At 68.1% G+C, this 13,638-nt stretch carries 11 protein-coding genes; 3 read left to right on the top strand and 8 right to left on the bottom strand.

Going from position 1 to position 13,638, the window contains the following annotated elements:
* Nucleotides 1-202: 202 nt before the first annotated feature.
* Nucleotides 203-2,794 carry an ATP-dependent chaperone ClpB gene (gene clpB, locus ACO1BU_RS28175; protein WP_424139289.1) on the bottom strand — a complete coding sequence of 864 codons (2,592 nt, stop codon included), beginning with the start codon at nt 2,792-2,794 and terminating at the stop codon, nt 203-205.
* 162 nt (nt 2,795-2,956) lie between these two features.
* Here clpB and ACO1BU_RS28170 point away from each other — a divergent pair, with 162 nt between their 5' ends.
* The 3 genes from ACO1BU_RS28170 (at nt 2,957) to ACO1BU_RS28160 (ending at nt 7,158) form a co-directional block, all read left to right on the top strand.
* A complete protein-coding gene (locus ACO1BU_RS28170) occupies nt 2,957-3,736 on the top strand; it encodes an MOSC domain-containing protein (protein ID WP_424139288.1) in 780 nt (259 codons plus the stop codon).
* Between the two features lie 86 nt (nt 3,737-3,822).
* The gene (locus ACO1BU_RS28165; RefSeq protein ID WP_424139291.1) at nt 3,823-4,881 is read left to right on the top strand and encodes a glycosyltransferase family 4 protein; all 1,059 of its coding nucleotides are present in this window, start codon (nt 3,823-3,825) and stop codon (nt 4,879-4,881) included.
* 72 nt (nt 4,882-4,953) lie between these two features.
* Nucleotides 4,954-7,158 carry an amylo-alpha-1,6-glucosidase gene (locus ACO1BU_RS28160; RefSeq protein WP_424139287.1) on the top strand — a complete coding sequence of 735 codons (2,205 nt, stop codon included), beginning with the start codon at nt 4,954-4,956 and terminating at the stop codon, nt 7,156-7,158.
* A 64-nt stretch (nt 7,159-7,222) separates the two neighbouring features.
* Here ACO1BU_RS28160 and ACO1BU_RS28155 read toward each other — a convergent pair whose 3' ends face one another.
* From ACO1BU_RS28155 to ACO1BU_RS28125, 7 genes are all read right to left on the bottom strand, one after another.
* Entirely contained in the window at nt 7,223-7,699 is a 477-nt protein-coding gene (locus ACO1BU_RS28155) for a DUF4167 domain-containing protein (protein WP_424139286.1), read from the bottom strand.
* A 244-nt stretch (nt 7,700-7,943) separates the two neighbouring features.
* The gene (prmC, locus tag ACO1BU_RS28150) at nt 7,944-8,810 is read right to left on the bottom strand and encodes a peptide chain release factor N(5)-glutamine methyltransferase (RefSeq protein WP_424139285.1); all 867 of its coding nucleotides are present in this window, start codon (nt 8,808-8,810) and stop codon (nt 7,944-7,946) included.
* Nucleotides 8,807-9,862, bottom strand: a complete 1,056-nt coding sequence (gene prfA / locus ACO1BU_RS28145) for a peptide chain release factor 1 (protein WP_424139284.1) — start codon at nt 9,860-9,862, stop codon at nt 8,807-8,809. Before prfA ends, prmC begins: the two co-directional genes overlap by 4 nt.
* Nucleotides 9,862-11,106: a histidine--tRNA ligase gene (hisS, locus tag ACO1BU_RS28140; protein ID WP_424139283.1), complete on the bottom strand. Its 1,245-nt coding sequence runs from the start codon at nt 11,104-11,106 to the stop codon at nt 9,862-9,864. Before hisS ends, prfA begins: the two co-directional genes overlap by 1 nt.
* A 37-nt stretch (nt 11,107-11,143) precedes the next feature.
* The gene (locus ACO1BU_RS28135) at nt 11,144-11,323 is read right to left on the bottom strand and encodes a hypothetical protein (protein ID WP_424139282.1); all 180 of its coding nucleotides are present in this window, start codon (nt 11,321-11,323) and stop codon (nt 11,144-11,146) included.
* Nucleotides 11,323-12,471, bottom strand: a complete 1,149-nt coding sequence (gene ispG, locus ACO1BU_RS28130; protein WP_424139281.1) for a flavodoxin-dependent (E)-4-hydroxy-3-methylbut-2-enyl-diphosphate synthase — start codon at nt 12,469-12,471, stop codon at nt 11,323-11,325. Before ispG ends, ACO1BU_RS28135 begins: the two co-directional genes overlap by 1 nt.
* 84 nt (nt 12,472-12,555) lie before the next feature.
* On the bottom strand, nt 12,556-13,593 hold the full coding sequence (locus ACO1BU_RS28125) for a helix-turn-helix domain-containing protein (RefSeq protein ID WP_424139280.1): 1,038 nt from the start codon (nt 13,591-13,593) through the stop codon (nt 12,556-12,558).
* Nucleotides 13,594-13,638 lie beyond the last annotated feature (45 nt).

The raw sequence follows: 13,638 nt of genomic DNA, 5'->3' as shown, positions 1-13,638 counted from the left end.
ACAACTTCTCGGGGCCACCAACCCAGCGCCTCAGGCGCCGTCGGTGTGGGCGGCTTATATGACCACACCACAAACCCGTCAAACCCCTTTCTCGACAGTTTCGTGACTTTCCACAGGCGTCATGAACGGGCGACCGGTATTGACCGAAAAGGGACGGCCCTGCCGGGCCGCCCCTTCCCACGCTTTCCGTCGGAACCTTCTGTCAGACGCTCTCGGCCAGGGCCTCGGACGGGCTTATCTCCAGCCCGTCAGGTCCGACGGACACTCTGAGTGTCTGACCGTCATGGACACTGCCCTCCAGCAGCTGCTGGGCCAGCCGGTCCTGCAGGTTCCGCTGGATAACGCGCTTCAGCGGGCGCGCACCATAGACGGGGTCGTAACCAGCCTCGGCCAGCCAGTCGCGGGCATCCTCCTCCAGCTCCAGCCTGATCTTGCGATCGTCCAGCAGCTTGCGCAGCCGCCCGAGCTGGATTTCCACGATGGCCCCCATGTCCCCGCGCGCAAGGCGCCGGAACAAGACGATCTCATCCAGCCGGTTGAGGAACTCCGGCCGGAACCGGGTGCGAACCACGTTCATCACCTGGCCGCGCACCAGATCCACGTCCTCTCCTTCCGGCTGGGTCGCCAGGATCTCGGACCCCAGATTGCTGGTCAGCACGATCAGGGTATTGCGGAAGTCAACCGTCCGCCCCTGCCCGTCCGTCAGCCGCCCGTCATCGAGCACCTGCAAGAGGACGTTGAACACGTCGTCATGCGCTTTCTCGACCTCATCGAAGAGGATGACCTGATAGGGCCGCCGGCGGACCGCCTCGGTCAGCGCGCCGCCCTCCTCATATCCGACATAGCCCGGAGGGGCGCCGATCAGCCGCGAGACGGCGTGCTTCTCCATGTATTCCGACATGTCGATGCGTAGCAGCGCACGCTCGTCGTCGAAGAGGAAGCTCGCCAGTGCCTTGGTCAGCTCGGTCTTGCCCACGCCGGTCGGGCCGAGGAACAGGAAGCTGCCGATAGGCCGCGAAGGATCCTGCAACCCCGCCCGTGCGCGCCGCACGGCCTTCGAGACGGCCTCCAGGGCCTCCTCCTGGCCGACGACCCGCTTGCGCAGCTCGTCCTCCATGCGGATCAGCTTGGCGCGCTCGCCTTCCAGCATCTTCTCCACCGGCACGCCGGTCCAGCGGGAGACGACCGCCGCGACGCCCTCCTCGGTGACTGCCTCATTCACGAGACGGCCACCCTGATCGGAGGCCTCGGCGATCTTCTTCTCCAGCCCGGGGATCACGCTGTAGGTGAGTTCACCGGCGCGGGCCCAATCACCCCGGCGCTGGGCCAGCTCCACCTCGGTGCGGGCACGATCCAGCTCCTCCTTGGCCTTCTGCGCCTCGAGCAGCCGGTTCTTCTCCGCCTGCCACCGTGCGGTGAGCTCAGCCGAGCGCTCCTCCAACGAGGCAATCTCGCGCTCCAGCTTCTCCAGCCGGTCACGGCTCGCTGCGTCGGTTTCGCGCTTCAGCGCCTCACGCTCGATGCGGGACCGCATGAGGTCGCGGTCGATCGCGTCCAGCTCCTCGGGCTTGCTGTCCACAGCCATGCGCAGGCGCGACGCGGCCTCGTCGACCAGGTCGATCGCCTTGTCCGGCAGGAAGCGGTCCGTGATGTAGCGGTTCGAGAGCGTCGCCGCCGCAACCAGGGCGCTGTCCGCGATCCTCACACCATGGTGCAGCTCGTACTTCTCGCGGATGCCGCGCAGGATGGAGATCGTGTCCTCCACCGTCGGCTCACCAACGAAGACGGGCTGGAAGCGACGGGCCAGCGCCGCGTCCTTCTCCACATGCTTGCGGTACTCGTCGAGCGTGGTTGCACCGATGCAGTGCAGCTCACCACGAGCCAAGGCCGGCTTCAGCAGGTTGGAGGCATCCATCGCGCCCTCCGCCTTGCCGGCGCCGACCAGCGTGTGCATCTCATCGATGAAGAGGATCACCTCGCCGGCCGCCGACTCAATCTCGGTCAGCACGCCCTTCAAGCGCTCCTCGAACTCACCACGATACTTGGCGCCGGCCACCATCGCGCCGAGGTCGAGCGCGAGCACGCGCTTCGTCTTCAGCGCCTCCGGCACGTCACCATTCACGATGCGCAGCGCGAGCCCTTCGACGATGGCGGTCTTGCCGACGCCGGGCTCGCCGATCAGCACAGGGTTGTTCTTGGTGCGGCGCGCCAGCACCTGGATCGTGCGGCGGATCTCCTCATCGCGGCCGATCACCGGGTCCAACTTGCCGTTGCGCGCGGCGTCCGTCAGGTCGCGCGCATACTTCTTCAGCGCGTCGAACTGCTGCTCCGCATTGGCACTGTCCACGGTGCGGCCCTTCCGCAGCTCGGAAACCGCAGCCTCAAGCTTTGGCGGGGTCGCGCCGGCCTTTGCCAGCAGCCGCCCGGCCGGGGTGTCGGTCTGGGCGATGGCCACCAGCAGACGGTCCTGCGCGACAAAGCTGTCACCGGAACGGCTCGCATTACGCTCAGCAGTGTCCAACACGCGCACAAGATCAGGCGTGACCTGCGGCTGTCCGGCGCCGCTGCCGGAAACGCGGGGGTTCTTCGCCACCTCGGCATCGACGTCGCGCTTGGCGGCAGCGGCATCGCCCCCAGCGGCCTGGATCAGTCCGGCGGCCGCCCCTTCCTCATCGTCCAGCAACGCCTTGAGCAGGTGCTCCGGCGTCACACGTTGGTGGTATTCGCGAATGGCAATGGTCTGCGCGGCCTGCAGGAAGCCCCGGGCGCGCTCAGTGAGCTTTTCGATATCCATGTCATGTCCCTCCACCCCGGGTCGAAGCCCCAGGGGATCAATGGCGACCGCCCTCCCCATCCCTCATCAGGCGACGGTTTAAGCGTTTGACGGGAATGTGGTATCGACCTCGCCCAGCCTTCAAGAGCCCGGCCCCCGAAGGCAGCCCCGGGAGGAGTTCCGATGCGCGTCGAGCGACTCTACCGCTACCCCGTGAAGGGCCTGACGGCCGAAAGCCTGGAGGAGGTCCTTCTCTCCCCCGGCGAGACGATCCCGCATGACCGGCGCTTCGCCCTGGCGCAGGGCGATGCACCCTTCGACGAGGCCGAGCCCCGCTTCCTGCCGAAGCAGAACTTCGCCTGCATGATGAAGAACGGGAAAGTGGTGCTGGTTCGTGCCGCCTTCGATCCGCGCCATGGAACGCTCTTCCTTGCCGCCGAGGGTCATCCCCCGCTTTCCGCCCCCACTGGCACGCCTGAGGGCAAGGCGAAGATCGGGGACTGGCTGATCCGCTTCCTGGGCGACGAGGCCCGCTACGGCACCGCCGAGGATGGGAGTCCCCGCCCCCCCCGTTTCACCGAGGCGCCCGGCCATGCCTTCACCGATCAGCGGCAGAAGGGCGTCTCGCTCATCAACCTGGCCAGCCTGGAGGCGCTGGAAGCCGCTATAGGCCGGCGCCTCCACCCGCTGCGCTTCCGCGCCAACATCTATTTCTCCGGCCTGCCCGCCTGGGCGGAGCATGACTGGGTCGGGCAGGAGGTGCTGGTGGGCGGCGCACGCCTCTCCATCTTCAAGCGCACCATGCGATGCCCAGCGACTCAGGTGGATCTGGAGACGGGCGAGCGTGACGTCGATGTGCCGCGGCTGCTGCGCGAGCATTTCGGCCATGCCGATCTCGGCGTGCATGCCACTGTTCTGGAGGGCGGGCGTCTTGCCGTCGGGGACGCTCTTGAGCAAGTTTAGGGTCGTGCTGCACTGCAACGGGTGCGGTGCAGCGATGTTCCAACTGAGTCCCGGCGGAACGCCGGGTGCCGGAGATCATCGACCCCATGCGCATCGCCCAGGTTGCGCCGCTCGCTGAAGCGGTTCCCCCGAAGCTGTACGGGGGCACGGAGCGAATCGTATCCTACCTGACGGAGGAACTGACCGCCCTCGGGCATGAAGTCACCCTGTTCGCCAGCGGCGACAGCGTCACGAGCGCTGAGCTGCAGCCCATTCTTCCCCAGGCCATCCGCCTGGATCCCTCGATCCGCGATCCGGCCGCGCCGCATGTGCTGATGGTGCAGAAAGTGCTGGACCAGGCAGCGCGCTTCGACATCGTCCACTTCCACATCGACCACCTGCACCTGCCGGCCATGCGGGGCCGTGGCCTGCCCTTCGTCTCCACCTTCCACGGAAGGCTGGATCTGCCGGAGCTCCAGCCGCTTCTCGCCGCTTTCCCGGAAGCACCCTTCATCTCCATCTCCGAGAGCCAGCGCCGGCCGCTGCAGCATATCGATGTGAACTGGGCCGGGACCATCCTGCACGGGCTGCCCGAGAACCTCCTTCCCTTTAGTCCGCGCCAGCAGGGTTATATCGCCTTCCTCGGCCGCATCTCGCCGGAGAAAGGGCCTGATACGGCCATCCGGATCGCCCGGGCGGCCGGCATCCCCATCCGGATCGCGGCGAAGGTGGACCGCGCCGACCAGGCCTATTTTGATGAGGTCGTGGCCCCACTCCTGGAGCTGGACGGGGTGGAGTTCATCGGGGAGATCAATGAAGCACAGAAGGCCGAGTTCCTCGGCAACGCCCTATGCCTTCTCACCCCCATCGCCTGGCCGGAGCCCTTCGGCCTGGTCATGATCGAGGCCATGGCCTGTGGCACGCCGGTGATCGCCTTCAACCGGGGATCCGTGCCCGAAGTGGTGGAGGATGGGGTTTCCGGCTTCATCGTGGAGGATGAGCTGGGCGCCCTGGCCGCGCTCAAGCAGGTGCTGGCGCTGGACCGCGCCCGGGTCCGCGCCGCCTTCGAGGCCCGCTTCACCGCCCGCCGCATGGCGGAGGACCATCTGGCGCTCTACCGCCGCTTGCTCGGCCGAGAGCGCGCCACCATGCTCCGCGCGGTCTGACTAGTCGTGTGAAGCTGCGTTCTCCGCAGCTTCACCCCCCCGGCCGGCCCAAAGCGGAAGGGAGTTGAATGTATGGACGACGAAGGAAGCGGCCTTCCGCCGGATATCGAGGGAAGCTGGAGCGTCGCGGCCACGGCCGCCACTGCCCTCGCCCTCTACCGGCCCCGAACCCTGAAGAATGGTTCCTCCTTCCTCGTCCTGGACCATTTCGGCGATGCGCAGGCCATCGGTCCGACCGCCGAGGGGCTGTTCCACGACGACACGCGCTTCCTCTCGCGCCTGTCCCTGCGGGTGGCCGGGCTGCGGCCACTCCTGCTTTCCTCGGCGGTCAGTGCGGACAACACCGTGCTGACGGTCAACATGACCAATCCCGACCTGCAGATCGCGCCCGACCGCAAGCTGATGCGGGACACGCTGCATGTGGAGCGCCAGATGGTGCTCGGACACGGCGTGGTGCGGGAGCGGATTACCGTGCGAAACTTCGGCGACACGCATCTTTCCTCCGAAATTTCGCTGACCTTTGCGGCCGACTTCGCCGACATATTCGAAGTGCGCGGCCAGACCCGCGCCCGCCGTGGGGAGCGGCGGGCGCCGGAGGGAGGTGAGGATGGCAGCCTCGTCTTCGCCTATCGCGGCCTGGACGACGTCGAGCGCCGGACGCGGCTGCTTTTCGATCCCCCGCCTTCTGGCACACCCGGCCGCGACAACCGCTGGCCGCTGGAACTGGCCCCAGGCGCGTACAGCGTGATTGAGGTGGCCATCACCTGCGAAACCGGCCCCGCCCCAGCCGAAACACCGGGCGTAGCGGGGTTCGACGGGCTGCTTGCCGGCATCCGGGCCTGGAACAATGAACGCGGCGCCGACCGGGCGCAGGTTGCCTCCTCGAACCAGGCCTTCAATGACTGGTTCACCCGGTCGGAATCCGACCTGACCATGCTGACGACCCAGACGGAATCGGGCCCCTTCCCCTATGCCGGCATCCCCTGGTTCTCCTGCCCCTTCGGGCGAGACTCCCTGATCACCGCGCTGCAATGCCTCTGGGCCGACCCCGAATTGGCGCGGGGGGTGCTGCGCTATCACGCCAAGCTCCAGGCCACCGCCATCGATCCAGCGCGTGATGCCGAGCCCGGCAAGATCCTGCACGAAAGCCGCAGCGGCGAGATGGCGGCGCTGCGGGAGGTTCCTTTTGGCCGCTACTACGGCTCCGTCGATTCCACGCCCCTCTATGTCGTTCTGGCATCCCAATACGTCGAACGTACAGGGGACTGGGCACTGATCCGGCAGATATGGCCGAACATCGTCGCGGCACTGGGCTGGATCGAGCGGCATGGCGACATCGATGGCGACCTGCTGCTGGAATATGACCGGCAGTCCGTGAACGGCCTGATCAACCAGGGCTGGAAGGACAGCTGGGACAGCGTCTTCCACAGTGACGGCAAGCTGGCCGAGGCGCCGATCGCCCTGATCGAGGTACAGGCCTATGCCGAGGCCGCCTGGCGCGGCGCGGGCCGCATGGCCAGAGCGCTGGGGCATGAGGACGAGGCCGCCGTCTGGACCGACCGCGCTGATGCGATCCAGGCCCGGGTGGAGGAAGCTTTCTGGTGCGAGGAGCTGTCCACCTATGCCCTGGCGCTGGATGGCGACAAGCGTCCCTGCAAAGTGCGCTCCTCCAATGCCGGGCACACCCTACTGACCGGCCTGCCCTCCCCCGACCGCGCGCGGCGGATCGCCCAGACCTTGATGGCGCCTGAGAGCTTCTGCGGCTGGGGCATCCGCACGATCGCGGAGGGCGAGAGCCGCTACAATCCGATGTCCTACCACAACGGCTCAGTCTGGCCGCATGACAACGGGCTGATTGCCCTGGGGATGAAGCGCTACGGCCTGAACACGCAACTCGAGCGGCTGCTGACCGGCATCTATGATGCAGCGCTGGCGGCGGATATGCACCGGCTCCCGGAACTGTTCTGCGGCTTTCCCCGCCGTGCTGGGGAAGGCCCTACCGCTTACCCGGTCGCCTGCCTGCCACAGGCCTGGGCGGCGGCCACAGCTTATGCGGCGCTCGGCGCCATGCTTGGCGTATCCTTCCGGCCGGAGGACGCATCCATCCGCTTCCAGCGCCCCTTCCTGCCGGCCTGGCTGGAGGAACTCCGGATCGAGAACCTGCGTCTGGGCACCGCTTCCGCCGATATACGCCTGCGGCGCCATGAGGCGGACGGAAGCGTCTCGTTGAATCTGCTGCGCCGAAGCGGGCAAGTGGAGGTGGCAGTCATCAACTGACCCCCCTGCCCGGAGGCCCGGCCCACGGGGTGCTTAGCCTACCCCGCCCCGGGCCATCCGGCTCTTACTGGATGGTTTCGCGTGTCTCACCGTCGAGCTGCTGGGATTCGAAGCCGTTCACGCCGCCTTCGCCCTCGCCCTCGGCACCGTAATTCTCGCCCTGGGGATCATTGCCCTGGTAGCGACGGCCGCCCTGCTGCGGGCCGGCCACGCCGCCGCCCTGCTGCTGCTGGACCTGATTCATGGCGTTCAGAATGCGGAAATAATGTTCCGCGTGCTGAAAGTACCCTTCGGCCATCACCCGGTCGCCGGAGCCGGTCGCGTCGCGGCCGAGCTGCAGGTACTTTTCGAAAAGCTGCTGGGCGGTGCCCCGCATCCGCATGTCCGGCCCAATAGAGTCGAACACGTGGTTCCGGTTCATCGGTTGGTTGCCGTTGCTGTGGTGGCGCTGACCGCCTCCACCCCCGCCCCCACCGTGGCCGCCGCCGCCATGTCCTCCCTGACGGAAGTTCCCGCGGCCGCGCATACGCTTCATGTTCATCTGGATCTGGTTCGCACTTCCATGCTCGCGCCGCCGGCCTGCGCGAAGGTGAGGCTTGGCCCCCCCAAGGGCCGGCTGACGAGGTGCTTGATCGTTGTGCCTGCGGCGTGCCGGGAGGGTTGGCCCGTCATGGTCCCGGTCGGATCCCGGGGCCAGCGGCCGATACTCCGGCTGACCCGCCGCGCTTTGCGTGGGGCCGCGTCGAGAACCTAGTGACCCCGGGCGATTCCTCCAAATGGTTTTTTCAGGAACGTCCGATGACCAGGGCGCGGGGGATGCCGCCCAGATCCGCGCGGCAGGCCAGAGACCGCAGCCCGGCCCCGCGCATCAGCGCCTCCACAGCGGGTTGCTGGCCCTGGCCAAGCTCCAGCACCGCCCTGCCCTCCTCAGCCAGAAGGCTCGGCAAGGCCCCGGCGAGGGCCCGGTAGGCATCCAGCCCGTCCGGTCCGCCATCCAGGGCAAGGGCAGGCTCATGCAGCGCCACCTCCGGCATCAGCCCGGGAATGGCGGCCGATTCGATATAGGGCGGGTTCGAGAGGATCAGGTCGAACCGGCAGTCCAGCGCCTCCGCCCAGTTGCCGGCCAGGAAGGCGGCCCGCTCAGCCAGCCCGTTTCGAGCAGCATTGGCCTGGGCGAGGGCCGCCGCCGCGGGGCTGCGATCCACGCCGATTCCGAAGGCCTCGGGCCATTCCGACAACATGGCCAGCAGCAGCGCTCCCGTCCCGGTGCCCAGATCAAGCAGCCGGGGCATGGCGGGACGCTCCGGAAACGCCTCCAGCGCGGCCTCCACCAAGGTCTCTGTATCGGCTCGTGGTATCAGGGTGGCGGGCGTGCTCAGCAGGTCGAGGGTCCAGAAGCCCGCATGGCCCGTGAGATGCGCCATCGGCACTTGCCGGGCCCGTGCCGCCAGGGCCTCGCGGAAGCGGGCCTGCGCCTGCGGCGGAACGGGCGCGCGGGGGTCGCGGAGCAGGTCCTCCTGCCGGCAGCCCATGGCATGGGCCAGAAGAAGGCGGGCCTCCATCCGGGGCGCCTCGATGGCGGCGGCGCGGAGCACCTGACCCGCCTGGCACAGGAAGGCGCCGACGGACTCCCCTGGCTCGCAGCCGCTCACTCTCCTTCGGCGGCCAGCCGGGCCGCCTGGTCCTCTGCCATCAGGGCAGCGAAGATCTCCTCGAACTCGCCCATCATCACCCGCTCCACCTTGTGCAGGGTCAGGCCGATCCGGTGGTCGGTCACGCGGCCCTGGGGGAAGTTGTAGGTACGGATGCGCTCGCTGCGGTCGCCCGTTCCCACCTGCCCCTTCCGGTCCGCAGCGCGGGCGCCGGCCAGGGCCTGGCGCTGCGCCTCGTAGATGCGGGCGCGCAGCACCTTCATCGCCTTGGCGCGGTTCTTGTGCTGGGACTTCTCCTCCTGCATCGCCACCACGGTTCCCGTGGGAATATGGGTGATGCGGACGGCGCTGTCCGTCTTGTTGACGTGCTGCCCACCGGCACCCGAGGCGCGATAGGTGTCGATGCGCAGATCCGACTCATTGATCTGCACATCCACTTCCTCCGCTTCGGGCAGCACCGCGACGGTCACGGTGGAGGTGTGAATGCGACCCTGCGTCTCGGTCGCCGGCACGCGCTGCACGCGGTGGACGCCGCTCTCGAATTTCAGCTTCGCGAAGACGCCGCGCCCAGTGATGCTGGCGCTCGCGCCCTTGATGCCCCCGGCCTCGCTCTCATCCCATTCGAGAAGCTCAAAGCGCCAGCCCTGGCTTTCGGCATATCGCTGATAGGCGCGGAACAGCTCACTCGCGAACAGCCCGGCCTCGTCGCCGCCCGCCGCCGGACGCACCTCGAGGATCGCAGACCGCTCATCCGCCGCATCCTTCGGCAGCAGCATGATGCGGATCTCGTGCTCCAGCGCAGGCACGCGGTCGCGCTGCTCGAAATACTCCGCCTCGGCCAGTTCCCGCATCTCGGGATCGGCCATCATGGCCTCGGCATCGTCGCGCGCGCGCTCGGCCTCGCGCAGCTCCTGCACCTTGGCGACCACCGGCTCGATCTCGGCCAGTTCCTTCGACAGCGCGCCGAAGCGGCTGCCATCGGCCGTACCGAGCTCGTGCCGGAGTTCCTCGGCACGGGTAAGGAGCCGGTCCAGTTTCGCGGGAAGCGCCATCAGGAGAGCCGCGCCGCCAGTTCCGCGAGCGGAACCCGCTCCTGCGTGCCGGCGTCCAGGTCACGGAGTTGCGCCACGCCCCCGGCCAGCTCTTCCTCACCGATGATCACCGCGGCGCGGGCGCCGAGGCGATTGGCGCGCTCCATGCGGCGCTTCAGATTGCCCTTGTAGCCGATCTCGGCGACCACGCCGGCGCGGCGCAGGGCCTGTACGGCGTCCAGCGCGGCGCCCTCGGCCGCCTCGCCCACCGGGATCACGGCGACGGGGCGCGGCGCGGCGGGGGCCTGGTCCAGCAGCATGGAAAGACGCTCCACACCGGCGGCCCAGCCCACGGAAGGTGTGGGCGGACCGCCCATCTCCTCCACCAGCCCGTCATAGCGGCCACCGGCCATCACCGTGCCTTGGGCGCCCAGACGGTCCGTGACGAACTCAAAGGCGGTATGGCTGTAATAGTCGAGACCACGAACGATGCGCGGGTTCTCGCGATAAGGCACGCCGAAGCGGTCGAGCGCGCGTTTCACCCCGGCATAAAAGCTTGAGGCGGCCTCGGTCAGATGCGCGTAGATGGTCGGCGCATCGGCCACCAGCACCTTGTCCCCGGGATCCTTGCTGTCGAGGATGCGAAGCGGGTTCTTCTCCAGCCGCGTCCGGCTTTCTTCGGAGAGCTTGTCGGCGGAGGCCTGGAAATAGGCCACCAACGCGGCCCGATAAGCCTCACGGCTAGCCGCGTCGCCCAGCGTGTTGATCTCCAGCACCGCGCCCTTGTCGATGCCCAGCGCCTGCTGGATGTGCCAGCCGCAGGCGATCACCTCGGCATCGGCCAGCGGCTCGGCCGCGCCCATCACCTCGCATCCGATCTGGTGGAACTGGCGGTAGCGGCCCTTCTGCGGCCGCTCGTAGCGGAACATCGGGCCGGCATAGAAAACCTTGCGCGGCAGGTTGGTCTGGGTGAGCCCATTGGTGACCAGCGCCCGGCAGGCGCCGGCCGTACCCTCGGGCCGCAGGGTGACGCTTTCGCCCCCGCGGTCCTCGAAGGTGTACATCTCCTTCGTTACGACGTCGGAGGTCTCGCCCAGGGTGCGGGCGAAAACGCGGGTATCCTCGAAGATGGGGGTCGCCCACTCCTCGAAGCCGTAAAGGGCAGAGATCCGGCGCGCCGTGTCGATGACGTGGTGGTGGCGCCGGAACTCTTCGCCAATCAGGTCATGCGTGCCGCGTGCGGGCTGGAGGTCGGGTTTCGCCATGGTGGCGGCGCATTAGCACCGCCACGCCAGGATGTCCCTACCCCTCCCGCAGCACCTGCACGGCCCGGCGCAGATGCTCCTTGGCCTCCTGGAAGACCTCGGCATCCCTGTCATCAAGCGCGCCATGCCCTTCCTCGAACTCCTCCAGAAGGTCGAGGATGGCCTGCTCCATGGCTGCCAGCACGGGGTGCTGGTCTTCTTCCTCTGCGGAGGGCATCACTCAGCCGCCTCTGTCAGGGCTGCCTCGGCAGCCTTAGCTGCGGCCTTCTCGGCCGCCATCGCCGCCGCCTTCGCCTCCACCAGCGAAACGATGTGGTCCACCATCTCCTCGCTCTTCGTGGTGTGGCTGGTCTTCCCGGCGGAATAGACCATGTGGGTTCCGGCGCCGCCGCCGGTCAGGCCAATATCGGTCATCAGCGCCTCACCCGGCCCATTCACCACGCAGCCGATGATGGACAGCGTAATCGGCTGCTCGATATGGGCCAGCCGCTCCTCCAGGCTCTCTACCGTCTTGATGACGTTGAAGCCCTGCCGCGCGCAGGAGGGGCAGGAGATAATCTTCACGCCACGGTGGCGGATACCCAGCGACTTCAGGATGTCCCAGCCGACATGCACCTCCTCCTCCGGCTCGGCGGAGAGGGAGACGCGCAGCGTGTCGCCGATCCCAGCCCAGAGCAGGTTGCCCAGGCCGATGGAGGACTTCACCGTTCCTGCCCGGCGCCCGCCCGCCTCGGTGATTCCGATATGCAGCGGATGGTCGCAGGCATCGGCCAGCTGCTGATAGGCGGCCACCGCCAGGAACACGTCGCTGGCCTTCACGCTGATCTTGAACTCGTGGAAGTCGTTCTGAAGCAGGTGGTCGGCATGCCACAGGGCGCTCTCCACCAGCGCCTCCGGGTTTGGCTCCCCGTACTTCTCCAGCAGGTGCCTTTCCAGGCTTCCGGCATTCACGCCGATTCGGATGGAGCAGCCATAGTCGCGGGCGGCCTTCACGACCTCCTTCACGCGCTCAGGAGAGCCGATATTGCCGGGGTTGATGCGAAGGCAGGCCGCACCGGCCTTCGCCGCCTCGATGGCTCGCTTGTAGTGGAAGTGGATGTCCGCGACGATCGGAACATTCACCTCCCGCACGATCTCCGCCAGGGCGGCGGTCGCCTCCTCGGTCGGGCAGGAGACACGGACGATGTCCACCCCGGCCAGCTCGGCGCGCCGAATCTGGGCGATCGTCGCCTCCGCGTCCTCCGTGGGGGTGTTCGTCATCGTCTGGACGGTGATGGGCGCGTCGCCCCCGACGGGCACCTTGCCGACCATGATCTGGCGGGACTTGCGGCGCTCGATATGCTGGTAAGGGCGATAAGATGACATGCGCGGGCTTCCCCGAATTTCCCGTAGGATATGGCAGGCGTCGCGCCGCCGGCCAAGGGCGACGTGATCCGCCGGCCGTGAAGCTTAGCGGACGGGCTGGCGGAGCTGGTCCGGGTTCAGGGCAATATCCCGCACCACCCCGGTTCGTCCCGCCAGAACGCCGCTGGGCTGGCCATCCACCACGACTTCCAGGCCCTGAGCCTTGCCGGTGGTCAGCACGAGCCCCTCACGCGGCGGGACAGCGAAGCTCTCGCCCGTCCGCAGCACGCGATTCAGCACGGTCTGGCCGGAACGTGGATCGCGGATCTGCACCCAGGACTCCTCCGTTGCCCGCAGCGTGATCCGGTTCGGCGGTTCCACCGGAGCGGCCGGCGTGGTGGGCGCCGGCGGTGGAGCCGGAGGCGCCGGCGATGGCGAACTGGGTGGGCCAAGCGGGCGCTGGCCATTGGCTGCAAGGGCCGAGGTGGCCGGCACGCCCGCAGGGGAGCCCGGAGGTACCGGCGGGGGCGTCGCCGGCGCGGCGGTCTGCTGGTTGTCCGTCGGTCCGCCGCCTGGCGGGGGCGGCGCCACGCCGGGCCGGAGAGATCCGGCCCCGGGGGTCGCCTGACCGAGCGTGGGCGGCAGAACCGGAGCCGTATCCGTTGCGGGCAGATGCTGGCGAGCCTCGCGGGCGGCCTGCTCGATTCGGGGCGGGACCGGCGGCACCTGATCCACCGTGCGATCCGCTGAGCCGCTCCAGCTCCACCACGCCGCATAGGCGCCGACCATGATGACCATGCCCACAAGGATCACCACCCCGGCCGGGATGCCCCGCTCAGGCACGGGCTCGGGAAAGACCAGGTCGGTGCGGCTCCGGCTGACCGCGCCATTTTCGCGGTAGCGGCGGGCCAGGTCGTCGGCGTCCAGACCCAAGGCGCGGGCGTAGCTACGAACGAAGCCCAGAGCATAGGCCGGGCCCGGCAGGTCGCGGCTGCGGCCCTCCTCGATAGCGGCAAGATATCGGCGGTTAATGCGGAGCTTCTCCGCGACCTCGTCCAGAGTCGCGCCGAGGGCGAGACGGGCGTCTCGCAGTTCCTCGCCCACCCGGGCCGCCTCCGCCGTCATCATTTCAGGCTTCACCATCAGGAGAACGAGAGGTCCAAGCGAGGGAAGAACCCACCTCTAGCC

Origin of the sequence: Roseomonas chloroacetimidivorans (assembly GCF_049629625.1) — a bacterium.
Taxonomy (GTDB): domain Bacteria; phylum Pseudomonadota; class Alphaproteobacteria; order Acetobacterales; family Acetobacteraceae; genus Roseomonas; species Roseomonas chloroacetimidivorans.
The sequence above is the reverse complement of the archived record's forward strand: the minus strand, read 5'-3'. Positions and strand labels throughout refer to the sequence as shown.